At 43.7% G+C, this 24,676-nt stretch carries 23 protein-coding genes; 15 read left to right on the top strand and 8 right to left on the bottom strand.

Annotated features, from left to right (window positions below):
- Positions 1–37 precede the first annotated feature (37 nt).
- On the top strand, positions 38–1,405 hold the full coding sequence (locus EZE20_RS12830; RefSeq protein ID WP_132118217.1) for a TrpB-like pyridoxal phosphate-dependent enzyme: 1,368 nt from the start codon (positions 38–40) through the stop codon (positions 1,403–1,405).
- Between the two features lie 256 nt (positions 1,406–1,661).
- Here the strand turns inward: EZE20_RS12830 and EZE20_RS12825 are convergent, their stop codons facing one another.
- The gene (locus EZE20_RS12825; protein WP_132118215.1) at positions 1,662–1,850 is read right to left on the bottom strand and encodes a hypothetical protein; all 189 of its coding nucleotides are present in this window, start codon (positions 1,848–1,850) and stop codon (positions 1,662–1,664) included.
- An 11-nt stretch (positions 1,851–1,861) separates the two neighbouring features.
- Positions 1,862–3,055: a class I SAM-dependent rRNA methyltransferase gene (locus tag EZE20_RS12820; protein WP_132118213.1), complete on the bottom strand. Its 1,194-nt coding sequence runs from the start codon at positions 3,053–3,055 to the stop codon at positions 1,862–1,864.
- 96 nt (positions 3,056–3,151) lie between these two features.
- Between EZE20_RS12820 and EZE20_RS12815 the strand changes: the two genes are divergently transcribed.
- On the top strand, positions 3,152–4,045 hold the full coding sequence (locus EZE20_RS12815) for a sugar phosphate isomerase/epimerase family protein (RefSeq protein ID WP_132118211.1): 894 nt from the start codon (positions 3,152–3,154) through the stop codon (positions 4,043–4,045).
- 7 nt (positions 4,046–4,052) lie between these two features.
- Here the strand turns inward: EZE20_RS12815 and EZE20_RS12810 are convergent, their stop codons facing one another.
- Positions 4,053–5,051 (bottom strand): zinc dependent phospholipase C family protein, encoded by a 999-nt coding sequence (locus EZE20_RS12810; RefSeq protein WP_132118209.1) that lies wholly within the window; start codon positions 5,049–5,051, stop codon positions 4,053–4,055.
- 401 nt (positions 5,052–5,452) lie between these two features.
- On the opposite strand from EZE20_RS12810, the gene EZE20_RS12805 reads away from it, so the two are divergent.
- The gene (locus EZE20_RS12805; protein ID WP_132118207.1) at positions 5,453–5,857 is read left to right on the top strand and encodes a Dabb family protein; all 405 of its coding nucleotides are present in this window, start codon (positions 5,453–5,455) and stop codon (positions 5,855–5,857) included.
- Between the two features lie 56 nt (positions 5,858–5,913).
- Here EZE20_RS12805 and ung read toward each other — a convergent pair whose 3' ends face one another.
- A complete protein-coding gene (gene ung / locus EZE20_RS12800; protein WP_132118205.1) occupies positions 5,914–6,579 on the bottom strand; it encodes a uracil-DNA glycosylase in 666 nt (221 codons plus the stop codon).
- Positions 6,580–6,673: 94 nt separating this feature from the next.
- Between ung and apaG the strand changes: the two genes are divergently transcribed.
- Genes apaG through EZE20_RS12785 form a run of 3 tightly spaced genes read left to right on the top strand, consistent with a single transcriptional unit; the run spans position 6,674 to position 9,285 of the window.
- On the top strand, positions 6,674–7,060 hold the full coding sequence (apaG, locus tag EZE20_RS12795) for a Co2+/Mg2+ efflux protein ApaG (RefSeq protein WP_132118203.1): 387 nt from the start codon (positions 6,674–6,676) through the stop codon (positions 7,058–7,060).
- A 38-nt stretch (positions 7,061–7,098) separates the two neighbouring features.
- Positions 7,099–7,875: an O-methyltransferase gene (locus tag EZE20_RS12790; protein ID WP_132118201.1), complete on the top strand. Its 777-nt coding sequence runs from the start codon at positions 7,099–7,101 to the stop codon at positions 7,873–7,875.
- Positions 7,876–7,935: 60 nt separating this feature from the next.
- On the top strand, positions 7,936–9,285 hold the full coding sequence (locus EZE20_RS12785; protein ID WP_228713717.1) for a monooxygenase: 1,350 nt from the start codon (positions 7,936–7,938) through the stop codon (positions 9,283–9,285).
- 83 nt (positions 9,286–9,368) lie between these two features.
- Here the strand turns inward: EZE20_RS12785 and EZE20_RS12780 are convergent, their stop codons facing one another.
- Both EZE20_RS12780 and ald read right to left on the bottom strand, forming a co-directional pair.
- Positions 9,369–11,144 carry a DEAD/DEAH box helicase gene (locus tag EZE20_RS12780; RefSeq protein WP_132118199.1) on the bottom strand — a complete coding sequence of 592 codons (1,776 nt, stop codon included), beginning with the start codon at positions 11,142–11,144 and terminating at the stop codon, positions 9,369–9,371.
- 569 nt (positions 11,145–11,713) lie between these two features.
- Positions 11,714–12,841, bottom strand: coding sequence for an alanine dehydrogenase (gene ald / locus EZE20_RS12775; protein WP_132118197.1), 1,128 nt, complete (start codon positions 12,839–12,841; stop codon positions 11,714–11,716).
- Between the two features lie 195 nt (positions 12,842–13,036).
- Between ald and EZE20_RS12770 the strand changes: the two genes are divergently transcribed.
- Positions 13,037–13,495, top strand: a complete 459-nt coding sequence (locus EZE20_RS12770; RefSeq protein ID WP_132118195.1) for an Lrp/AsnC family transcriptional regulator — start codon at positions 13,037–13,039, stop codon at positions 13,493–13,495.
- On the opposite strand, the gene EZE20_RS12765 is transcribed toward EZE20_RS12770, so the two are convergent.
- Positions 13,480–14,622: an NAD(P)/FAD-dependent oxidoreductase gene (locus EZE20_RS12765; RefSeq protein ID WP_132118193.1), complete on the bottom strand. Its 1,143-nt coding sequence runs from the start codon at positions 14,620–14,622 to the stop codon at positions 13,480–13,482. The two genes, EZE20_RS12770 and EZE20_RS12765, sit on opposite strands and share 16 nt — an antisense overlap.
- Positions 14,623–14,696: 74 nt before the next feature.
- Here EZE20_RS12765 and EZE20_RS12760 point away from each other — a divergent pair, with 74 nt between their 5' ends.
- From EZE20_RS12760 to lepB, 7 genes are all read left to right on the top strand, one after another.
- The gene (locus EZE20_RS12760) at positions 14,697–16,748 is read left to right on the top strand and encodes an alpha-amylase family protein (RefSeq protein WP_132118191.1); all 2,052 of its coding nucleotides are present in this window, start codon (positions 14,697–14,699) and stop codon (positions 16,746–16,748) included.
- A gap of 107 nt (positions 16,749–16,855) precedes the next feature.
- The gene (locus EZE20_RS12755) at positions 16,856–17,875 is read left to right on the top strand and encodes a radical SAM protein (RefSeq protein ID WP_132118189.1); all 1,020 of its coding nucleotides are present in this window, start codon (positions 16,856–16,858) and stop codon (positions 17,873–17,875) included.
- Between the two features lie 162 nt (positions 17,876–18,037).
- Complete coding sequence (locus EZE20_RS12750) at positions 18,038–18,832, top strand: ParA family protein (protein ID WP_132118187.1); 795 nt, start codon at positions 18,038–18,040, stop codon at positions 18,830–18,832.
- A gap of 41 nt (positions 18,833–18,873) precedes the next feature.
- Positions 18,874–19,803 carry a ParB/RepB/Spo0J family partition protein gene (locus EZE20_RS12745; RefSeq protein ID WP_132118185.1) on the top strand — a complete coding sequence of 310 codons (930 nt, stop codon included), beginning with the start codon at positions 18,874–18,876 and terminating at the stop codon, positions 19,801–19,803.
- On the top strand, positions 19,800–20,471 hold the full coding sequence (locus EZE20_RS12740; protein WP_132118183.1) for a DUF5683 domain-containing protein: 672 nt from the start codon (positions 19,800–19,802) through the stop codon (positions 20,469–20,471). Before EZE20_RS12745 ends, EZE20_RS12740 begins: the two co-directional genes overlap by 4 nt.
- 48 nt (positions 20,472–20,519) lie before the next feature.
- Positions 20,520–21,239 carry a 4-hydroxy-tetrahydrodipicolinate reductase gene (gene dapB / locus EZE20_RS12735; RefSeq protein ID WP_132118181.1) on the top strand — a complete coding sequence of 240 codons (720 nt, stop codon included), beginning with the start codon at positions 20,520–20,522 and terminating at the stop codon, positions 21,237–21,239.
- Between the two features lie 63 nt (positions 21,240–21,302).
- Positions 21,303–22,442, top strand: coding sequence for a signal peptidase I (gene lepB, locus EZE20_RS12730; RefSeq protein WP_132118179.1), 1,140 nt, complete (start codon positions 21,303–21,305; stop codon positions 22,440–22,442).
- A gap of 81 nt (positions 22,443–22,523) precedes the next feature.
- On the opposite strand, the gene EZE20_RS12725 is transcribed toward lepB, so the two are convergent.
- Positions 22,524–23,294 carry a hypothetical protein gene (locus tag EZE20_RS12725; protein WP_165933468.1) on the bottom strand — a complete coding sequence of 257 codons (771 nt, stop codon included), beginning with the start codon at positions 23,292–23,294 and terminating at the stop codon, positions 22,524–22,526.
- A 252-nt stretch (positions 23,295–23,546) separates the two neighbouring features.
- On the opposite strand from EZE20_RS12725, the gene dprA reads away from it, so the two are divergent.
- On the top strand, positions 23,547–24,674 hold the full coding sequence (dprA, locus tag EZE20_RS12720; RefSeq protein ID WP_132118175.1) for a DNA-processing protein DprA: 1,128 nt from the start codon (positions 23,547–23,549) through the stop codon (positions 24,672–24,674).
- Positions 24,675–24,676: the final 2 nt, after the last annotated feature.

The raw sequence follows: 24,676 nt of genomic DNA, 5'->3' as shown, positions 1-24,676 counted from the left end.
AAACAGGTCCTATTAAACCCTAATTTTAATTAATTACATGTCAATTTCAAAGAAAATTACACTATCTGAGGATCAAATCCCGACGCATTGGTACAACATTGTGGCCGACATGACCACTAAGCCGCTTCCTCCGTTACATCCCGGAACCAAAGAGCCGATAGGCCCGGAAATGCTCATGCCATTGTTTCCAATGGAGCTCATTAAGCAGGAAGTGAGCACCGAAAAATACGTGGAAATTCCGGAGGAGGTTCGGGAGATTTATAAAATATGGCGCCCAACTCCGATGTTTCGCGCTACGGGACTGGAAAAAGCACTGGATACGCCTGCCAAGATCTACTACAAATACGAAGGCGTGAGCCCGGCCGGCTCGCACAAACCTAATACTGCTGTGCCGCAGGTGTACTACAACAAAATGGAAGGTGTCAAACGTATTACGACCGAAACGGGTGCCGGTCAATGGGGCTCTGCGTTAAGTTTTGCCTGTGGATTATTTGACATTGAATGCGATGTTTACATGGTAAAGGTAAGCTACGAAGGCAAACCTTACCGCAAAATTATGATGAATACCTGGGGCGGAAATGTGTTCCCATCGCCTTCCATGCGTACCGAAGCCGGACGCAAAATTCTGGCCGAAGATCCAAATTCTCCCGGTAGTCTGGGCATTGCGATTTCCGAAGCCGTCGAAATGGCTCTGACCGACGAGTCGACCAAATATGCCCTTGGTTCGGTACTCAACCACGTACTGATGCACCAAACGATCATTGGAGAAGAGGCGTTGTTGCAAATGGAAAAAGCGGGCGATTATCCGGACGTGGTGATAGCACCTTTTGGCGGCGGTTCCAACTTTGCGGGGATTGCGTTTCCATTTTTGCGTAAAAATCTGGAAGGTACGCATCAAACCCGTTGCGTAGCCGTTGAACCTGCGTCCTGCCCCAAACTCACACGCGGTGTATTCCGATATGATTTGGGCGATTCGGTAGGAATGACACCGCTTTTACCCATGTATACGCTTGGGCACAATTTTGTTCCTGCACCTATTCATGCGGGTGGTTTGCGGTATCATGGTGCGGGTGCCATCGTGAGTCAGCTGTTGAATGACAAACAAATTGAAGCTTATTCAATTAAACAGTTGGAGTGTTTTGAGGCAGGTCTCCTTTTTGCCCGAACCGAAGGTATCATTCCGGCACCGGAAGCAACGCATGCAATTGCGCAGGTGATTCGGGAAGCAGAGCAAGCCAAAGCCGAAGGGAAAGAAAAGGTGATTCTTTTCAATTTGTGTGGGCACGGCCATTTTGATATGACTTCTTACGAACAGTATCTAGCCGGAAATCTGGTAGAACATGAAGTAACCCAGGAAGAGATTCTGGATTCATTAGCCCAATTAGATACACCTACAATTGGCTGAAATAGTAAAAAAAAATTGCAGTTGCCTTTTGTTTAAAGGGCAACTGCAAAAAAATATACGTTTGTTACAACTTTTTGGCTTGTTTTATAGTCTTACTTAAAACAACAAAAGAAATTCACCAAATAACACACTAAAATATGACACTATTAGCTCGATGTGCTATGGGAATGGTTTGGATGGGAGCATTTATCGTAACCTGCCTTTTAATGGCTTTTTTGATGCCCTTTACCGCCTTTTTTCAAAAAAATTAAGCATCTTACTTCGGAACTTGCAGCAAATATCTACGCCTGACATCGTTGATCAGGAATTTTTTCTGTGCCGTAAAACTTTCCGGGTGCAGCTGCTGAAACAAAGTGTTCCATTCATAAAACCGGTCGCTTTCTGAGGCTTTAAATTTTTCTGCATCAATCTTTTTTGAAAAAAGATATTCTTCGAAATCACTCATTTTCAAGTAGATTAATCAATTCGTAAGACCAACCCTTTCAGGTAGCTTCCCTCGGGATGAAAAACGTTGACGGGGTGATCCGGCCCCTGCGTCAGTTGATGTAACACTCGGGCTTTACGTCCAACTTCCATACAGGCAGCTACAACGGTGTTGTAAAACAGTTCTCTATCTACAACCTGAGAACATGAAAAAGTGAAGAGCAGGCCTCCCGGTTTTACCTTTGCAATGCCCTCCGCATTCAGGCGTTTATAGCCCTGCACTGCCCGATGCCTGGCCGAAAGACTTTTTGCAAAAGCAGGTGGGTCAAGCACTACAATGTCGTAAGTATCCGGGCTGGTTTTCAGCCATTTCATCACGTCTTCGGTTAGGGAGGTATGATTTTCTGAGAAACCATTCAGCGCCACATTTGTATCACAAAGCAAGGTTGCTTTTCCAGAAACATCAATTGAAACAACCTCTTGTGCACCTGCACTCAGTGCATACACAGAAAAACCGCCCGAATAGCAAAAGGCATTTAAGACTGTCTTACCCGCTGAATAACGAGCCAACAGTGCTCTGTTTTCACGCTGATCAAGAAAAAAACCTGTCTTTTGTCCATGTTCCCAATCAATGGCAAACGTGCGGCCATTTTCTGTGACCTCATGAGTACCGGTACTTTCTCCAAACAAGTAGTTATTGGTAGTTGTAGCAGCATATTGTCCGGGAAGCGTATCTCTGCTTTTGCTGTAAACAGCAGTAAGTTCCGAGCCAAGTAATTGTTGCAAAGCCTCCGAAATAGGTGTCAGACTGCGGTGCATGCCTACGGTATGTGCCTGCACAACAGCCACCGAACCATACATGTCAATGATGAGACCGGGAAGGCCGTCGCCTTCGCCGTGCACAAGTCTGAAACAGGTAGTGTCAGTTAGGCCCAAATCAAGGCGTGCCTGATAGGCATTTTTAAGACGGTTGATCCAGAAATTGATGTCAATTTCTTCGGGTTCAAAAGTCAGAATTCGGATTTTGATGCTGCCATCGTGATAATGCCCGCGGGCCAGAAATTCTCCACGATTCGATACGACTTCTACCAAATCGCCATCTTCCAGGGTACCTTCCTGCCGGGCTATTGCTCCGGAAAAAACCCACGGATGCAATCTTTTTATAGCTTCTTCACGACCTTTTTGTAGAAATAATTTGGGAAGAAGTTGAACTTTACTGGTTTCCAAGATGCTGATTTTTAAAATTAGATGCTACGAATTGAGCGCATATGTTGTATTATTGGTACAATTTTACGGAATTTTTAACCCAAAGTTTAAAGAGACATGGACAACAATCGTCGTTTATTTTTGAAAGCAGCAGGTTTTGCCGCCCTGGGTACACTAGCTTTTCCGTTGGCATCGTGTTCAAATTCAGAAAAATCAGAAGAAACCGGGAACGGGACCACAACTGCTGAGCCTGCCAAAATTAAGGAGTTTGGTCTTCAATTGTACAGTGCCAGGGACATCATTGGCGCAGATCCAAAGGCTCTATTGAAGCAGGTAGCAGACATGGGCTATACCAAAATTGAAAGCTATCAGGGCGATCAGGGCGTTTTTTGGGGCATGTCTCCCACGGAGTGCAAGGCCTATATGGGCGAGCTCGGTCTGACAATGGTCAGTACGCATGCCGATACTACCAAAGATCTCGAAAAACTTGCAGCCGAAGCAGCCGAAGGTGGATTGACCTATGTGCTGCAACCCTGGATTGGTCCGCAGGATTCGTTGGATGACTGGAAAAAAAGAGCCGAAGAATTTAATAAACGGGGAGAAATCTGTAAAAAAGCCGGAGTGAAATTTGGGTACCATAACCATGATTATTCATTTAAAGAGCAGGATGGTCAAATCCCTCAGCACGTTTTGCTGGACAACACGGATCCGGCACTCGTGATGTACGAGCTTGATATGTGCTGGATTGCTGCCGCCGAACGGGATATTCCGGAGCATTTGACCAAATACGGGGCTCGTTACGAACTTTGTCATGTGAAAGATCTGGTTCGTGAGCCAAAGCCGCATTCTACCGATTTGGGAAAAGGCATCATTGATTACGCGCGAATTCTGAAAGTAGCCTCTGAAAACGGCATGAAGCATTTTATTGTCGAGCAGGAAGACTATCCTGAATCGGTTCTGAAAAGTTTGGCGCATGATGCAGAATATATGAAAAATCTTGTCCTGGTCTGATACTAAGTTAATCAGTCGTTTCATCATCTGCCTCAGTTCTTACTTTTAGCAGCCGCCGAAACCAGCCTTGCGCTTCGGCGGCTGCCTGTTTTTTATCTTCTTCGGATTCTTCCTGACTCAACAAAAGCGAAAGGTCAGGCTGTCCGGCATTGACCCAACTCGTATACCACAAATCGCCCGTCAGCCGCACTGCGGCCCGCATTTGTCGCTCTACCTGTCCTGCCAATGCCTGATGATAGGCCGTAGAAAACTCGGTACTGTAGCTTCTGACCAAAATATTGTTTCGTTGTGTGTAGCTATATTTTTGTTCGGGTGAAAATTTTTCGGTGAGTTGTTTTTCAAAAAGTAAAACCGAGTCCAGGGCTGCGTGTGCATGGGCAACAGCTTTCCAGATCGTTTTGGCGGGTTGTTCCTGATACTGCGCCCGGCCGATCCAAAGGTCATAGTCGTCCGCAAATAGTTCGGGCAAGCGCGATTCCCAAAACGCATGAATGCCAAGTTGACCCGTCAGCTGACCGTTATAATTCTTTGTCGTATGCAGCGGCACGTTGGCATCGGCCACATAATGCCCCAAATCGGCTGCAATCCGCAGAATAGCCTTCTTGTTTTTAGACCGCATTGCCTCAGTCAGTTGAAAGGTGGCGGTTTGAATGTACCACGGAACAATGCCGTGCTTCCGCAAACTATCTTCTCCAAATTTTTCACAGGCAAGATTCCAGTACAGCGGCAGAATTTGGAAGGCGCTGTCTCCATACACATCCAAATCAATAAAATGACGCTCAGCCTCACCAACTACGGCGTAACGTCGACGGTCGGGATTGACGGCATTTTCGGTGATGTAGTCAATATTTTTTTTGAAAAAAAGCTGCATTTCGGGCGGCAAGCGATATACAGCGAGGCGATTGATGCGTCGATGTCCCCAAAAACCCCAATGAGGATTTGCAGAAAAAAAGAGAAAAAAGCTGAAAAGCAGGCTGATAAAAATAGATAATTTCTTAATAATCATAAAAATAGGAGGTACAGGAGGGTAAATGTATGGTGAGTGCTGCCAAATTATCTTTGGAAAAACCAAAATGGATCAAATTACTAACCGAATTCAGGAAAATTACATTTTTGAAGGAGAATTCTCCAAAATCTAAACGTACTACCGGGAATTTCCCCGAAAAAGTATTCATTTCTAAAAAAAATTAAACCTCTAATAGTACTACCAATAACTTTACCAGGCATGGGTTGCCATAGAAAATTTCAAATTCAAAATAAACTCGTTGCTAATATTTTGATAATTTGTAAAAATGCAAAATTACTTCAATTTAATATTGAAATAATGCAAAATATTGAAACAAATTATACCTTTGTACTGTTCTTTTATCAGTATTCCAAATTTGAAATTTTCAATTGCCATTGACCATGAAACCTAAAAATAAAACTCTCGGCTATATGTTACCCGTGTTCATTCTCGGGGTATTTATGTTAGTCATTTACGGAGCGTATACGCCTCACCAAAAAGCGGAAATTCAACGCATCGTTTGTGTGAAATTCAAGGCAGGCACGCCAGCTGCTGAAATTGAAAAGCACATGGCGGAATTTGCCAACTTGCGCAGACAAATTCCGGCAATCGTTGGGTATACCGGCGGAAAAGTTCTGGAACAGCAAAACACTAATCAGGATTTTGATGCGATCCATTATCTGACATTCAGAAATGAAGAAGGAATCGAAACGTATAACAGTCATCCCAAGTATAATGAGTTTGTAAAAAACAACGAAGCTAATTGGGATAAGGTGCTGGAACTTAGCTCGGACATTGAGAAATAAGTGCTTACAAAACGAAATCAAAAAATGGTCATCCTAAGAATAGGATGACCATTTTTTTACCAATTAATTTCATCCAGTCCGCGCGAACGCAAATAGTCGTTTGCCTGACTAAAATGTTTTGAACCAAACCAACCACCCCATTTGGACGCCATAGGCGAGGGATGTGTTGCTTTTAGGACAAAGTGCTTTTTGGAATCAATGATTGTACCTTTTTCCTGAGCATATTTCCCCCAAAGCATAAAGACCACCCCTTCTTTTTGATCATTTATTGACTGAATAACTGCATCAGTGAAAGTTTCCCAACCTTTGCGTTGGTGCGAGCCCGCCTCAGTGGCCCGCACCGTCAGGGTTGCATTTAGCAACAGGACACCCTGTACTGCCCACCGTTCAAGGTTTCCCGACGTCGGTATCGGCGTACCGACGTCCGCCTGTAACTCTTTAAAAATATTGAGCAACGAAGGTGGTTTGCTGACGCCATCATTGACAGAAAAACTCAGACCGTTGGCCTGACCGGGACCATGATAGGGGTCTTGCCCCAAAATTACTATCTTGCAGGCATCCACCGGGCAAGTATCAAAAGCATTGAAAATCAGCTTACCAGGCGGATATACCGTATGATTTTTGTATTCTTGTTTCACAAACTGGATTAAATTCTCAAAGTACGGTTTCTTAAATTCGTCTTGGAGGAGAATTTTCCAGGATTCTTCCATTTTTACATCCATAAGATTGATTTTTTGAATTAAATATAATCAGCATTTGTATTTATAAACATCGGGGTACTAATTTCGTTTACTAATTAAAACCCACCCTTATAGTATGGTTTCAGAAGTGACAGAAGGAGTAAAAGTATCGGTTGTTACTGAATATCAGCCGGATTATTCCAATCCGAAACAGGCTCACTTTGTATTTACCTACAAGGTTATAATCGAAAATCATAGCGAAAATACCATCAAACTTCTCCGGAGGCATTGGAATATTCATGATTCCAACGGCGTAGTGCGGGAGGTAGAAGGCGAGGGAGTTGTTGGCCTGCAGCCCGTTCTCGAACCTGGCGAAATACATGAGTATGTGTCAGGCTGTAATTTGCGTACCAATTTGGGAAAAATGGCCGGTAGCTATTTGATGGAACGGGTATTGGATGGCCGTCAGTTTAAGGTAATTATTCCTGAGTTTACGCTTATTGTTCCTTATCGTTTAAATTAATCGTTGGGTTTTTCTTTCTACGTTCAACCAATAATTCCTTGATTTCCTCGTATTTAACCCATTTTTTTCGAGCCGGAAACGAGCACTCGATTCATTCTCCGTTTGTTTTTGACTTATATACTCAGGTCATTCGTCCCCCCAAAAAAATCAGCACTGAGTTCAAGGAAATTGAAGCGTTGCGTCGTAAACTGCTGAAAGTAAACGACGAAATTGAGATTCTGGATTTAGGCGCCGGGTCGCGGCGACATTCGTCGAACCGTAGAAAAATTAGTACAATTGTTAAAAATGCTGAAAAACCAGCTCATTTTGGAGAACTTTTCTATCGCCTCACCCGTCATTTTCAACCCCAAACGATTCTGGAACTGGGTACTTCGCTAGGATTGACTACGGGTTATTTTGCGGCGGCTGCTCCAAAAAGTCGGCTGGTTACGATGGAAGGATGCCCGGAAACAGCACGCCTGGCGCTGGAAAACTTCAAAACGCTGAATTTTCCCGATATACAGTGCGTCGTTGGAAACATTGATCAAACCCTACCTAAATGGGTCGCTGAACAGGAACAGTTGGTAGATATGGCGTTTTTTGACGCCAATCATCGGTACGAGCCAACAATCAGGTATTTTAATGAAGTAATGAAAAAAGCATCGTCACAGGCAGTATTTATTTTTGATGATATTTATTGGTCAGATGAGATGAAGCAAGCCTGGGAATACATCAAAGCGCAACCGGATGTGACAGTTACCATCGACTTATTCTGGATTGGCCTGGTTTTTTTCAGGAAGGAGCAGGTGAAAGAAAACTTCGTCCTGCGATTCTGAGTTATTAATTTAGCTTACTGCTGATGAGGAAGATAGGGGATTTCTAAATAAGAATGGATAATGAAAAAAGGAAGATTGTGGATGATCGGAAGCGCATTTGTTGGGCTTTTGGCCGGTTGTAAAGAACCCAAAGAGCCGTTGGTAGAAACGGAGCTTTCTTCATTTTCCCTGATTCAGGACCGCATTCTTACGCCTTCCTGTGCCACGGCCGGGTGCCATGCAAGCGAGCAGGATGGATCGTTCAGACAGCACGGGTTGCTGCTCACCAACGGTAAGTCGTATGAAAATCTAATCAATGTAGTTTCCTGGCAACCCGATGCAAAAGAGGAGGGCATGAGGCGTGTAAAGCCATTTAGTGCCTTTGAAAGCCTGCTTTACCATAAATTGAATTGGGACGCAAGTCATCACGGAGGAAAAGTGTACGGTAGTCCAATGCCTTTGGGCGGCATACCTGTAAGTGTAGGGCAGACGGAATTTGTACGTCGATGGATAGAAGCCGGTGCGCCGGAAACAGGGAATATGGTGGATACGACTTTGCTATCTGACAAAACCCCGGGCGTTGTAGCTGCGTTTACTGGATTGGAACCTCCCGCTGCCGGGTCTGGCATTCAGGTTCGGATTGAGCCTTTTTCGGTAAATCCGCAATTCGAACGGGAACTGTTTATTCGTAAGACTATGGGAACTAGTGTGGACCAATATGTTAACCGGGTGCAGATCAAAATGCGGCAAGGCAGCCATCATTTTATTTTGTATGATTTCAAAGACAAATCCAAGTTACCAGCGGCGGATGTTATTCGGGATTTGCGAAACGCCAATGGCTCACTAAATATTGCCACGTTTGCTTCCATGCAAAACCATGTATTTTGGGCAGGTACCCAAACTCCCGAACACGATTATACATTGCCACCGGGTATGGCTTTACTGATGCCGGCGGGTAGTTCTTACGATCTGAATTCACATTATGTAAATAAAACAGGACAAACCACCACAGGAGAAGTTCACGTAAATCTTTACACAATTCCGAAAGAAGAAGTACAGCATGTGGTTCAGTCACTTGATCTGGCAAATCAGGAGTTTTCTTTGCCTGCCGGACAGCGGATTACGGTTACCAAAAAATTCACATTTAATAAACCCCGAACCGTGCTTATGCTTACTTCGCATACGCACAAACTAGGAGAGAAGTTCGTAGTAAAAATTAATGGTGGAAGTCGAAATGGTGAAATTTTGTACGAAAGTACCGATTGGGAACATCCGCTGATAAAGAACTTGCCTACGCCTTTGAAATTGAATGCCGGCGAAGGTCTTACTTCTGAAATTACCTACAACAATACGACCACACGCACCGTTCGGTTTGGGCTGACGAGTGAGGATGAAATGGGAATTATCTTTGGTTACTATTATGAGGACTAAATTTCATAACGCATGAATCACAAAAAAGCTGCCTGGATTTTGTCCGGGCAGCTTTTTTGTGATTCATGCGTGAAAATCTACTTTTATTTTGCAATATCAACCTGAACAGGCTTTCCTTTGATGGTATTGCCGTCCATGGCACGCATAACCGTACGGGCATCGCGCTCAGGTACTTCTACAAAAGTAAATTTATCGTAAATATCGATTACACCAATGGCCTTTCCGGGAATGTTAGACTCTCCGGCGATAGCTCCTACAATGTCTCTTGGCATGATATTGTCCTTACGTCCAATGTTCAAAAACAGACGAGTCATGCCTGCTTCTACCGGACCGGGAGTTTTGGCATCGCCCCGGCGTTCTGGACGATCGCCTCGATCGCCCCGCTCAAAACGAGGTCCACGGTCTCCACGATCTTCGCGTGGTGCACGATCCCCGAAACGGTTGCCCCGCTCGTAGCGGTCACCGCTGCGCTCGCCCCGACGGTCACCGGGCCGCTCACGGTCTCCACGTTTTTCTTCCCAGGCAAGATTAGAATCAGAGTATTCGTTTTTCTGAACACCCAACAATTGCTTAGCCATAGCTGCTACAACCTGCTCGGTAGTAAAGCCACTGTGGTGCAGCAATTCTAGAACGTCGTCATATAATGTATCATCCGCAGATTCTTTGATCGTTGCTTCCAGGCTTTCTACAAAACGTGCCTTGCGAACGCCTACAATATCTTCATAGGAAGGAATAACTCCTTTTTCAATCTTTACTTTGGTATAGCCTTCAATCTGACGCAGACGGAATTTTTCATCCCGTGCAACGAGCGAAAACGCTTTGCCTGACATACCTGCCCGACCCGTACGACCAATCCGGTGTACGTAATATTCTTCATCCAACGGAATGTCATAATTGATTACGGCATCAAGTCCGCTAACGTCAATTCCACGGGCAGCTACATCAGTGGCAACCAAAATAGTGGTCGTTCCTGCCTTAAACTTACTCATAACGTTGGTCCGCTGCTGTTGGCGCAAATCTCCGTGAATACCTTCGGAAGCGTATCCCCGTACCTGCAACTGCTCCACGATTTCGTCTACCTTGCGTTTGGTGTTACAAAAAACAAGGAGAGATTTCAGGTTGTACATATCAATCAGGCGAGTCATTACTTCAAGCTTAGCCTGTGGCTTTACTTCGTAGCATACCTGCTCAATATTGGTGTTAGTCAACTCATTACGAACGACTTTTATCAATACCGGATCGTTTAGGAAACGTTTCGTGATTGACATAATCGGTTTGGACATTGTTGCCGAAAATAGAATGGTCTGACGCTCTTCGGGCATTTCGGCAAGAATACTTTCAATATCTTCACGAAAGCCCATATCGAGCATTTCGTCGGCTTCGTCAAGCACCATCATGCTTACGCTGCCAAAATCCAGGGTGCGACGCTGCATGTGGTCCATCACGCGGCCGGGTGTACCTACAACAATATGTACACCCCGTTTGAGTGAACGAATCTGACGCTCAATAGAATCGCCGCCATAGATGGCTTCGATGCGTAATCCACGCTTATATTTGGCAAGACGGCCAATTTCTTCGGATACCTGTACGGCCAACTCGCGGGTTGGGCAAAGGACAAGTACCTGCACGGCATTACTCGTAAGATCGATGCGTTCGAGTGCCGGAATTCCGAAGGCGGCCGTTTTTCCAGTACCTGTCTGCGCCTGACCGATTACGTCGTAGCCCTCCATAACGGGAGGAATGCCTTGTGCCTGAATAGGTGACGGGGCAGTAAAGCCCATTTCGGTTACGGCTCTCATGACATCTTCCGAGAGATTTAGGTCGGCAAATGTAATCGCCGTTGTTGTTTCTGTTGTCATTGTGTTTTGATCATTGATTCTGCCTTTTTCGACAGAAATATTTTAAATAACTGCTAGTATTATGCGCGATATATTTTTGCAAGTGCCTTATAATCAGGATAACTTAGTTGCTCTATGGACTAGAAAAATCTATTCCAAAAGACGCAAACGAAGAAACGTGCCTTTCCGGAAACCCGGAGAGGAAACCTGTACTACATTATTCACAAAGGGATTTTGCGCAAAGCCCACCACAAGACATCCGTGTGGCTCTGCAAGACTTTTTCGGAGTTTCCAGCGTATTAAAAAAAGCTGTTGGCAACTTGTGTGCCTTTACCGGACTGAAGCAGAGAATTGAACGGATGTTCGTTCAAATATTTTGCAAAAGTAAGAATAACTTTTGAATAGTGCACGTAATGACTGAAATAAATTGTAATATTTTTAGAAATGATTCGTGCCGAAATTTTGAATGGAAAACCATAAATCAATCAAAAGATAGACAAATCAGAAGTTTTCGGGATTTTTGGATAAAAAAATGGGGTCATACTTCTATTTTGAGTACGGCCCCGTTTGACTTTTTAAAAGAATAGTTCTTACACTTCTGCCGTTTCCAGAACAGTAGTTACTTCCTGAAAGGGCAAACCAAAAGCCTCCGAAACGCCTTTGTAAACAATAGTTCCCTGAACGATATTTAAACCTTTACGTAATTCCTCATTTTTGATACATGCCGCCTGCCAGCCCAAATCTGCCAGTTGCAGGGCGTAAGGAAGCGTGGCATTTGTGAGTGCCAATGTAGAAGTATAAGGTACTGCGCCGGGCATGTTTGCTACACAATAATGTACTATCTCATCTACAACATACGTTGGCTCCTGATGCGTTGTCGCTTTGGATGTTTCAAAACAACCACCCTGATCAATCGCCACATCAACCATAACAGTACCCGGGCGCATCAATTTTAGCATATCTCTTGTAATAAGCGAAGGGGCTTTGGCTCCCGGAATCAGTACTCCGCCTATGATCAGGTCCGCTGTCTGAATTTGTTGACGAATGTTATATTCATTGGACATAAGCGTGTCCACATTGGCAGGCATTACGTCGTCGAGATAGCGTAAACGAGGCAGGCTGATGTCCATAATTGTTACGTAGGCGCCTAGTCCGGCAGCCATCTTTGCGGCTTGCGTACCTACTATACCACCACCCAATACGAGTACCTCTCCGGGTTTTACACCCGCAACGCCGCCGAGCAATACACCCCGGCCACCCATAGGTTTTTCTAGGTATTTTGCGCCTTCCTGAATCGACATACGACCAGCTACTTCGCTCATCGGAACCAAAAGCGGCAGACTGCGATCGTCTTTTTCAACCGTTTCGTAGGCCAGGCAAATTGCCTTTTGAGCGATCATTGCGTGGGTAAGTTCCTCAGAGGAAGCAAAGTGGAAATAAGTAAACAGCAATTGGTTTTCCCGGATGAGGGGATATTCAGAAGCAATTGGTTCCTTTACTTTGATGATCATTTCTGCAATTGCATACACCTCCTCAATCGTATTCAGCATCACGGCACCTGCCTCTGCGTAGGCTTCATCCGAAAAACCGCTCCCATGCCCGGCAGTTTTTTGAACATAAACCGGATGCCCTTTTCGACTGAAAGCGGTAACGCCGGCGGGGGTAAGTGCGACACGGTTTTCGTTATTTTTGATTTCTTTTGGAACGCCAATGATCATACGATTGCGATTGATTTAGGTAGGTGAATGTATTCAGTTTTGTCATGCTGAACTATTCTACAAAGTTATATAGAACAGGAATATTACCTTTTATCGTTTTAATTAATAAAAAATAAAACTGAAAATTTGGTATATTGAAGAAAAAAAAACTTTGTCAGTGGGATTTATTACCCCAACATAAAAAAATATACTGCTATGAAACTTGACACTGCCGACCGGGATATTTTACGTTTGTTACAGACCAACTCTCAGCTTACGATGAAGGAGCTGTCTGAGCAGGTAAATTTGTCTATTACACCCATTCATGAACGGATCCGGAAGCTGGAAAAAAGTGGGCACATCGATCGGTACGTAGCCTTACTTAACCGTAAAAAAATGGGAAAAGCGCTGCTTGTGTACTGTAATGTGACGTTGGATAAACAACGGCGGGAAAGCTTTGAAGAGTTTAACGAGGCTGTAAAACGCATGCCCGAAGTGATGGAATGCTGCGTTGTATCAGGGAATTTTGATTACTTACTAAAAGTAGTTGCCGAAGACATGGAAGACTACAACAATTTCTATCAGCAAAATCTATCCGTTTTGCAGAGCGTGCAGCACATCAGCAGTTTTTTTGTGATGTCCGAAATTAAAAGTACTACTCAACTTCCTGTGTAAATAGTGGGTACGGACATGACCCTCCCGTGCGTACTTTTGATGACCTGATGCAACAGGGGGGGAGTTAGCGTAAAAAAGTGAAGGGCGAGTTCTGAGAGTACTTTTCTGCCAAAAAGCTTCTGTACGGTTCTTCCGATCGTAAGGCGCCTGGAAAACTCTTTTTGCCAGGCAGTTTCGTAGGATTTTTCAAGTAAAGCACGCGAATGATGTACCTTAAAATAGCGCACCAGCTCCTGAGAAAGTAAAAAAGCAGCCCGAATCGCCATCGCCATCCCGTTGCCACAAAGCGGTGTAATGAGCCCGGCGCTGTCGCCTGCCATCAGGATATGATTTTCGACACAGGATTTAGGTTCAAATGAAATTTCATTGATTACTTCCGGTTTCTGATACAAAAATTCAGCTTCTTCAAAAATGTTTTTCAGGTGTGGATTTTGCGATAAAATGTTCGTTTCAAGAGCCGAAATGCTGCCGTACTTTCGTACCATGTTGCGCTCCGTGAGGTAACATAGGCAAAACTTATCGTCCTCAATTGCAGACATGCCACAGTAGCCGTTTTCAAAATTATGCAGGGAAATCCGTTGCCGGTCAAAATTACCCCGAATGTGGTATTTAACACCAACGTACGGCGATTCTTTGGCCATAAATTTGCGGTTGAGTTGCTTGTCCAGACGGGTACGTTTCCCAAACGCGCCATGGACTATTTGGGCCCGAAAGGCTTGATTATCGGATGTTTTTATTTCGAAGAAAGTATCACGAAACTCGACTTCCGTCACTGATGTATTCACCAAAAACTCAACTCCGGCCCTAAGCGCAAGTTTATACAATGCTTCGTCCATTGTATACCGACTAAGTCCAAATCCTCCCAAATCTAGCGGATGATCCAAAACCGAGCCTTTGGGGGAAGTAAACCGAAACTGAGTCAGTTCGGCAGAAGAAAATTCCTCCGGCATAAAACCAAGCGAATGCAGGTAAGGGCGTACTTCATTGGAAATATACTCACCGCAGACTTTATGATGCGGATACGACTTTCGTTCTATAACCAAAACCCGGATTCCGGCCCGGGCCATTTCCAGCGCAGCGATCAACCCGGCCAATCCGCCACCGATAATTACCAAAGGGTACGTCATTCTGAAAGGTTTTTGTTAGTTTCGCAAGATTATTTAAAGCCTTTTTTAACCAAATTGTTCAGCCTCTTCTTCGCATGCATACGCCCTCACTTATACCTGCGCCAAATGAAAAAACGAAAGAATACCTTCACGTATCTCTTCAAAATTATAAACAAAAGCAGCAAACCTTTTGGGAGGGTCTTACGCCCGAGCAGGCCGTTCAACTGCCTATTTACACAGTTCTTGATGCGCTTTCAGCCCGTTTTGGCTTTGCTCAGGTACAGGCAGCATTGATGGCAGAAATTTCCGTACCAGGCCCAAAATCCTCAGAACCAACCGGCAATTGGCTCAAATCTACCCGAATGGTGGGGATTAATGTTCGGACCGTTGGGAATTTTTTCAATGTAGTAAAATATTCTCTTACACTTCCTTCCTTTCACGACAGCATTCACCTGCTGCCAATTTGGGAGCCGGGCGTGGTGGGTAGTCTGTACGGAATGGCGAGCTGGAATATAAATCCTGAATTTTTTAGCCAGGAATTATACGAACTTTTTCCTCATCTTTCAACCATTGAAAAACAGCTGAAAGCAACCATAAATTTATTGCACCTGATGGGTTTTTCGGTCGGAATGGATGTTATTCCCCATACTGATCGATTTTCCGAAATGGTGCTTGCACATCCTCGCTACTTTGAATGGGTACGCCAAAAGGATGGGGTGTTGCTGGATCATCGGGAGGGAATTTGGCAGGAGGTTGAAGCAAGAATTTATCAATTTCTGGAATTGCATGGTACAGCTGATGGTTCTGATTTGCTGGCAAAAGAGCAGCTTTTCGGAAATACTTTGCAGGCAATCGATGAAGCTGCACGAATGCGTTTGGTTTTTGGCAGACCTGATGATTATGGGGGCCGGCAGGCGAGGCGGGTGGCCCTTATGCGGTTTGTGATTGCCGAAGGCTACGAAACCTTGCCTATGACGATGGCACCGCCGTATCGTTCTTTGCATATCAATAAAGATGTTTTTACACTCGATGAGGCTGGGTACGCCTGGTATCAGTACGAATTTGACGAGCCTCAAACGATGTCAAGGGTTTTTGGCCCGCTGACTCGCTACCGGTTATTTGAAAGCAAAAACGACAATCAGGAGTGGGGACTGGATTTTGAAAAACCACTAACAGACGTTTGGTCATATGTATGTCAACACTATGCCGAATGTCAACAAGCCTATCAGTTTGATTTTATGCGGGGCGATATGACACACGTTCAAATGCGGCCTGAGGGCGTGCCTGCCATTTTACCTGACTATTACGATATTTTAGGTTCTGTCAAAAAATATATTGTTAGTCAAGGAGTCAATCATTTTGCCTTTTTTGCTGAGTCGTTTGTGGGTGCTCCAGATTTTATGGGATACGGCGATGAAATTGCGCATTTGGAAGCGCTTGGAGCCGAAGTGACCCTGGGCGATTTGCAATCTACAACCGTTGGTTCGGCTCTATTCATGACCCGTTTCAGGCAGTATCTGGATGTTGGGGCAACTCGAAATTTTAAACCTTGTTTTACCGTTTTGACAGCAGATAAGGACGATCCTCGGTTTGACTGTTTTTTTCAGCAGGGGAACATTGCACGCTATTTTACTGCTTTGTTTATGAAAGACTTGCCATCCTATGTGGGTGCAGGCTTCGAAACCCGGGGTTTACATCTGGAACGAGCAGCGAACGAGGAATATTCCAAATTGTATGTGTTTCAAATTCAGGACGATAAAGAGCCCGATAAAGTGACTCGCGGCCCTTACATTTGGGGGGACAATTCGGCTCAGTTTGAAATCCTGAATATCCTCCGCAAATGGTATGAAACGAATGCAACGGCCATAGAGCAAGCAACAATACGGTGGCTCACGTATCCGGATCCTACCCAAAGTACTCATTATATCGCCTGGCAATTGGGAAGCTATATTTTTGTTGTTAATCTGAATGGTTCCGCTGAAACACGACACGTGACTCTCCCGCATTTGGCCAACAGTTCGTCACTCGAAATGGTGCTTTCAACCTCAACTGAGTCCGAAACCCCTGTTGTGAAAGGTAATGGCCTTTTTTTTAGTCTTGTCCCGTTGCAGAAAGAAGAATGCAGGATTTATAAATGCCAGGAATAAAATGAAAAGGAATTGTTTTTTTTACAAATAATTGAAAATGAAATAGTTATAAAATAGAACTACTGCCACAAATTCCACAATAAATCCTGTGGTATAACTAAACTGACATGAATCGAAATTGGAATGATGGGCTGAATCTACTGTCAAAAGTTACTCCTCTTCGCGCCCTGAATGCGTTGCAGGTATTGGGGAGCTATTTTATTTCAAAACTTACGGGGAAGGCGCATCACGCGGGTATGCCAATTGCCATTTCTTTCGAACCGACCACTTCCTGTAACTTGCGCTGTCCGGAGTGTCCGAGCGGCCTGCGTTCGTTTACCCGACCAACAGGGATGATGGAATCGGGTTTGTACAAACGAACAATTGACGAATTAGCCGACCGATTATTATACCTGATTTTCTACTTTCAGGGTGAGCCCTACCTGCATCCCGATTTTTTTGAACTGGTAAACTACGCCCACAAAAAGGGAATTTATACGGCGACTTCTACCAACGCCCACTATCTGACCGACGAAAAAGCTCGCAAAACGGTGGAATCCGGCCTGGATCGACTCATCATTTCTATTGATGGTACCACACAGGATGTATATCAGCAGTATCGGATTGGCGGGAATTTGGAAAAAGTGCTGGAAGGAACACGAAATATTCTGAAATGGAAAAAAGAACTGGGTTCCAAAACTCCGCATACGATTTTTCAATTTCTGGTAGTAAAGCCCAACGAACATCAGATTGAAGAAGTACAACGTTTGGCGAAAGAGTTGGGCGTAGATGAGGTAGGTTTAAAAACGGCGCAAATTTACGATTATGAAAATGGGTCAGAGCTAATCCCAACGATTGACCGCTATTCCCGCTATAAAAAAGATGGCGAGGGATATGCTATTAAAAACGAGTTTGTGAATCACTGCTGGAAAATGTGGCACTCCTGCGTCATCACCTGGGACGGCCTTGTGGTTCCGTGCTGTTTTGACAAAGATGCACATCATCGGTTGGGCGATATGAAAAAACAAACTTTTAAAGAGTTGTGGAGCGGTGCCCTGTACAAAGAATTTAGACAGACGCTCATACGCTCCCGATCAGAAATCGAAATGTGCAAGAATTGTACCGAAGGCACCAAGGTATGGGCGTGAAACATTCAAAAAATGTCCTGATTCTTTCTATAAGTGGAAAAAATATTCGCTGATAAGTCCTTAATTAGCAAGACTTAACAATTCTTTAATAAAACTCCGTGGAACATTTTTTGGGTAATTCAGCTGAATAGATGAAATTTGGGTCCGGTAACTAAACTAACAATGGGGAAAGTAATTGCAATTGCTAATCAAAAAGGGGGAGTTGGAAAAACTACGACGGCCATAAACCTGGCCGCAAGTTTGGCCGCCCTGGAATTTAAAACCCTAATCGTAGATGCAGATCCGCAGGCCAACTCAACTTCCGGCCTCGGTTTTAATCCCAAAGAAATTGAGTACAGCATTTACGAATGCATGGTAGAAGGCATAAAGGCCCGTGATATTATCATTCAGACCGATTTTCCAAATCTCGACTTACTACCTTCTCATATTGATTTGGTTGGTGCTGAAATCGAGATGATTAATATCAAAAATAGGGAAGATCGAATGAAGGAAGTCATGCAGTTTATTCGGGATGATTACGATTTTGTGATCGTAGACTGCTCGCCTTCTCTTGGCCTGATAACAATCAACAGTTTAACAGCCGCCGATTCGGTGATTATCCCGGTGCAATGCGAATATTTTGCCCTGGAAGGTTTGGGTAAATTGCTCAATACGATTACAATTATTCAGTCAAGGCTGAATACTAATCTGGCGATTGAGGGGATTTTGCTGACAATGTATGATTTGCGGTTGCGTCTTTCAAATCAGGTGGTAAATGAAGTTACTACTCATTTTCAATCGTTGGTTTTTGATACCATCATTCCCCGCAACGTTCGTCTGAGTGAGTCGCCGAGCTATGGCGTACCGGTACTCGCACAGGACGCCGATAGCAAAGGGGCGATTAGCTACCTGAATTTAGCCAGAGAAATCCTGGCCAAAAATGGTTATTTGTCTCAGGATCAACCGGCTTTAAGTTAAAATTAGGAAGAGGCTAATCGAGAAAAACAAAGTTTTGCACTATGGAAAATACCAATAAAAGTAAAAAGATGGTGGGTTTAGGCAGGGGATTGGGCGCATTGTTGCAGGATTCAGATTCAGTAAATTCCAATAAACCAACTGCTGGCCGATCTTCCCCTTTTGAGGCGATTAGTTCAATGAATGAAATTGATGTCAATTTCATTGAGGCAAATCCCTTTCAGCCCCGCTCGCATTTTGACAAAGAAGCGCTGATGGAACTTGCAGAATCCATTCGTGTTCAGGGAATTATTCAACCAATTACCGTTCGGCAGCTCAGTAAAGATAAGTATCAGCTGATTTCGGGTGAGCGTCGATTGCAGGCGTCCAAATCAATTGGATTAAAGAACATTCCGGCCTACATCCGCACAGCGGACGATCAGCAAATGCTGGAAATGGCCCTGATTGAGAACATTCAGCGCGAAAACCTGAATGCCATCGAAATTGCGCTCAGCTATCAGCGGTTAATACACGAGTGTAATCTGAAACAGGAAGAACTGGGTGACCGTGTTGGCAAAAACCGCACAACCGTAAATAATTACATTCGTTTACTCAAACTTCCGCCGGCTATTCAGGCATCGCTGCGCGATAATCAGATCAGCATGGGACATGCCCGGGCGCTGATCACGATTGATGATCTGGAAAGTCAAATGAAAATTTTTGGAAAAATTATTGACGAAGGCTGGTCGGTTCGGAAAGTAGAAGACGAAGTACGCAAATTGTCGCATGTGATTGATCCGGGAGAAACAAGCCGTCGGGTTCAAACAATCAAACAGGAAGTCAGATCGTTACAATTCAAATTATCTTCTTTCTTTGGCTCAAAAGTGTCCATACGAAGCGATGAAAATCATAAGGGAGAAATTAAAATCCCCTTTACTTCGCAGGAAGAACTGGATCGGATTCTGGGGACATTAAAATTTGAAAATAAAGCTTGAAAGCGTGGATTTGGCTTGGTTTATTGGTGTGGTCGGTAGGAGCATCTGCTCAGGAAATTAGAACCGATAGCGTGCGGAAGGCGATTGTGCCGCTCGCCATAAACGACTCCCTGCGACCCGGGCAGGATCAAGAGATCAAAATAGATACTCTTTTACGTAATTCCAAAGCTGTCAGACCAAAGCTTATCCCCAAAAAAGCAACCATTTATTCACTTATTCTGCCCGGTGCCGGTCAGATTTACAATCGTGATTTTTGGAAACTTCCCCTTGTGTACGGAGGTTTGGGAGCCGCTGTTTACACGATTCGCTGGAACGCACTTCGATACAATGATTTTCTGCAACCCTATCTCACGTCAGTAAATCCTGACACGGGATTGCCAAGTGGTAAGACTGAGTATGAAGTATACATTCGGGGTGATGATGAAATTCGTACGTTAACACTGGATCAGGTTAAGCGTGGGAAAACGTTTTATCGACGATACCGGGAATATGGCTACGTGATTCTGGCCGCTGTATATGCACTGACGGCCATTGAGGCCAATGTAGCGGCTCATCTAAAAACGTTTGATATGTCAGAAGATCTGACTTTCAGACTGGAACCGTCCACCGAGAAAACATTTTTGGCCCGTCCAACAGCGGGAGTTAAGCTTGTTTTTGCTTTTAAATAATTGCAGGTTTTTTAGTTAATATAGTAGTTTACTTACAGTCTTTTGGTTATGAATATCCTTCTGGTAGGATACGGTAAAATGGGTCAAACCATTGAACAGATCGCCCTTGAACGCGGGCACACGATTGCGGGTAAAATTGATGTAAATAATCAGCTCGAATTGGAAAACCTATCGGTAGATTCGGTGGATGTTGCGATTGAGTTCAGTGCCCCGGAGGCTGCTTATCCAAATATTAAAAAATGCCTTGAAAAAGGTTGGCCCGTGGTAAGTGGAACGACCGGCTGGTTGGAACATAAAGCTGAAATTGAAAAGTTGGCGCAGGAAAAAGGCGGAGCTTTTTTTTATGCTTCCAATTATAGCATTGGCGTAAATTTATTTTTCAGGTTAAATAAAATGCTTGCCAAACTTATTCAACCACATGATTATGAGGTTTCTATGAAAGAAATTCATCATATTCATAAGCTGGACGCCCCCAGTGGAACTGCCATTACCCTTGCCGAAGGGATAGCCGAAGAGTGGCCACATCTGAACGGGTGGAGTTTAGCCCCGGAACAAAAAGAGAGGCATTTGCCAATAGTATCAGAACGGACCGGAGAAGTTCCGGGAACGCACGTGATTCGCTACGATTCTGAGGTAGATACACTCGAAATTTCTCACACGGCTCACAGTCGAAAGGGATTTGCTCTGGGAGCCGTGGTTTCTGCCGAGTGGCTTCATGGAAAAAAAGGTGTTTTTGGCATGAATGACCTGTTGGCAGAATCCCTCTAAAATTTGAAATTTGTTTTGAAAGGTGAATAACTAAAATAGCACTGAATTTTTTGAACTCTCATTATGGCTCTCGAAAAAGAAATTAGTACCTCTCCTGCCTCAACTCCCGTGAAGAAAAAATCTGCTTTTCGGGAATGGCTTGATTCCATTGTATTTGCAGTTGTGGCTGCAACCCTGATCCGGTGGTTGTTTATGGAAGCATTCACAATCCCAACTCCTTCTATGGAAAATAGCCTTTTGGTGGGTGATTTTCTGTTTGTAAGTAAGCTTCATTACGGTACCCGCACACCCAAAACGCCCTTGCAGGTTCCTCTGACGCATCAGACTATTTGGGGAACTGACGTCCCTTCTTACCTGGATTGGATTCAGTTGCCGCAGTATCGGTTGCCGGGCTTTTCCGACGTTCAGCGGGGCGATGTGGTCGTTTTCAATTATCCTCCCGAATTGCAACATCCCGTTGACTTGAAAACGAACTACATCAAACGCTGCATTGGTACGCCTGGCGACGTGGTGGAAGTTCGGGATTTACAGGTGTTTGTGAACGGAACTGCCATGGAAAATCCTTCCCGAATGGAGAACGAATACTTTGTTTCTACCACGACCGCCGTGAATGAGGAGAAGGTATTTAAGGAAAATGGTATTTCAGAATATAGTACGTATACCGAAACATATGGTGATACAATTCCCTCGAACGATGAGTCAGGGTATTTAGTTTACACAACTGCTTCGATTGTTGAAACCCTGAAAACGTACGATTTTGTACGTGACGTACGCGTAGTGAAGGCCCCAAAGGACATAAGTGAGCCTTCACTCTATCCTTCCTCGTCTTTGATTAAGTGGAACCGCGACAATTACGGCCCGATAACAGTACCAAAAGAAGGTGCGACCATTCAGCTAACTCCTGAAAACACGGCATTTTATGGAGATGTAATCAAGTATTACGAGGGGAATGAGAAAGTGGAAATTGCTGACGGCAAAGTATCTGTGGATGGTAAAGCAATTAGTTCGTATACATTTAAACAGGATTACTATTTTATGATGGGCGACAACCGTCACAACTCCGCCGATTCACGTTATTGGGGCTTTGTGCCAATGGATCACATCGTTGGTAAAGCTGTTTTTGTGTGGATGTCCATTGATCCTAACCCAACAAGTGTAGCAGGAAAAATCCGCTGGAATCGTTTGTTCAGAGTAATTGAATAAGAAAAAATTAATTGAAATATGAGAAGAGCCACTTTTCCGAAAGGACAAAGTGGCTTTTTTTTTACGGCAAAGCATTGTGGTTCAGAAGATTTTAGCCTCCATTTGTTGAGAATAGGTTTCAATTCTCTTCAACATTTCTGTGGAAACAGGGGATGTTGATTTCCGGATTTCAATATATCTCATCATCGATTTTAAGATGATTTCCTTTTCAGTACTGGTTTTTGAAAGTGAATTGGAAATCTGCGTATTTGATTGGCTAAGTTGATTTTCCAATGAAATTTTTAGAGCATTTTCCAGATTAATTTCCTGCAACTTCCGATCCAAAACCCGAAGTTGATTTCGAAACGCAGAAAGTTCTTTAATTACATCAGGAGCAGTTTTTATTGTTTCTTTACCCTGGGACTCAATTTCAGATTTTAGAAAAAAATGGTAATGATATTGCAGCAGTAGTTCTGCGGAGGCTAAATTTAAAGCATCGGCACCTTGAAGATCTTTGTTCAATGAACCCAAAGGCCACAGCAGATCAATGTAAGCTTGTTGAAGTTGTTGAACTTTAAACTCAATGACACCACTCGGTTTTGAAAGCAGGAGCGATTGCTGATACTGTTCAAGCAACGCCTCAGTATGTTGAAGATCATCAAGGTATTGCTTCGTTAATGGTTTTGTAGTTGTGATTTCTGTGTTTTTAAACAATGTGAAAAAGGATTGATTTAAAAACGGAAGTACCAATAGAAAAGCTGTTAATAGACTAATAATCAGGTGATTCAAACGAAAGTTCAGGGTGTCCCGATCCAGGACTAACGTAGATTTTTTTTCGTTCACTGAAAAGAATTTCCATTTTAATTTGATCATATACCTTAGATTCTTTTAGGGTTCACGATGGAATTGAAAAAATTAATCAGCAAAAATACAAACCTCTATTTGTTTGATAGTGAAGGAATTGTCATCTGATTGTGAACATTCTGTGAAGTTTGGGTCAGGTCGTTTCGGCAACTTACAAGGCTTGACATTTTTTAATAGTAGCCACAAAAATTTTCAATTTTTGCAGGAATTCGTATTTTTAATTCCCTCAATAAAATAAATCCTCTACTCTGTGATTAGTATATGTCAATAGAAACGATTGCGCTTTTAGCCTTAATTCGTACACCCGGAATAGGTTCTGTTACTATTCGTCAGCTTATAAGTTATTGTGGTGGTGCGGCTCAGGTTTTTGATTCGGATTATAAAAAATTAATAAAAATTCCGGGTGTAGGTGATAAAATGGCTCGCGGTTTACTCCAAAAAACGGCCTGGAAAGATGCAGAAAAAGAATGGAATGTTTGCCAGAAAGATGGCGTGGAGCTCTTGTTCTATACCGATGCAAAGTATCCTCGACGACTTAAATCTTTGTATGACTCTCCAATCGTGATATACTCTAAGGGCGAAGTAGATTATAATGCTCAAAAAACAGTCGGGATTGTAGGTACAAGGCAGGTAACTGAATATGGGAAAAATGTAACGGAAACAATTATCCACGAATTAGTGCCATACAATACATTGGTAGTCAGTGGATTGGCCTATGGGGTTGATATTACGGCACATCGAGCCTGCTTAAAACTTGGGCTTCCTACGGTTGGTGTTATGGCGAGTGGACTGGACGTAATTTATCCGTTAGCACATCAGAAAACATCCATTGATATGCAGCGAAATGGAGCAATAGCTACGGAAAATCCATTGGGTACAAAGCCCGATTTTATGCGTTTTCCGGCACGCAATCGTATAATTGCCGGGCTTAGTGATGTAGTAATCGTAGTTGAATCAGCAAAAAAAGGAGGGAGCCTGATTACGGTAGAATATGCGCAAAATTATCATAGGGATGTGTACGCCGTGCCAGGTAATTTGGGGAATCCACTGTCGGAAGGTTGTAATCAGTTAATAAAGAATAACAAAGCGTGTCTTTTTAGTACTGTGGAAGAGATGGCAACTGATCTTCAATGGAAGACTAAGGAAGAGGTGAAGTCGAATACTGCCCGTGCGCATACACTGGATTTTGAACCCTTACTGCTGTTTGAGGGGTTTACACAGGATGAGGGGCAAATTTTGGCTTTACTCAAAAAAGGTGGAGAAATGCAGATTGATGATATGAGCTGGCAGAGCGGAATACACCTTGGGAAATTGGCCACTCTGCTGTTGAATTTGGAATTTCAGGGGATGATTCGATCTATGCCTGGTAAAAAATATGCTTTAATTTAACG

Origin of the sequence: Arundinibacter roseus (assembly GCF_004348825.1) — a bacterium.
GTDB classification, from domain to species: Bacteria; Bacteroidota; Bacteroidia; order Cytophagales; family Spirosomataceae; genus Arundinibacter; species Arundinibacter roseus.
Note: the sequence above shows the minus strand (reverse complement) of the source record. Positions and strands in the feature narration are given on the sequence as shown.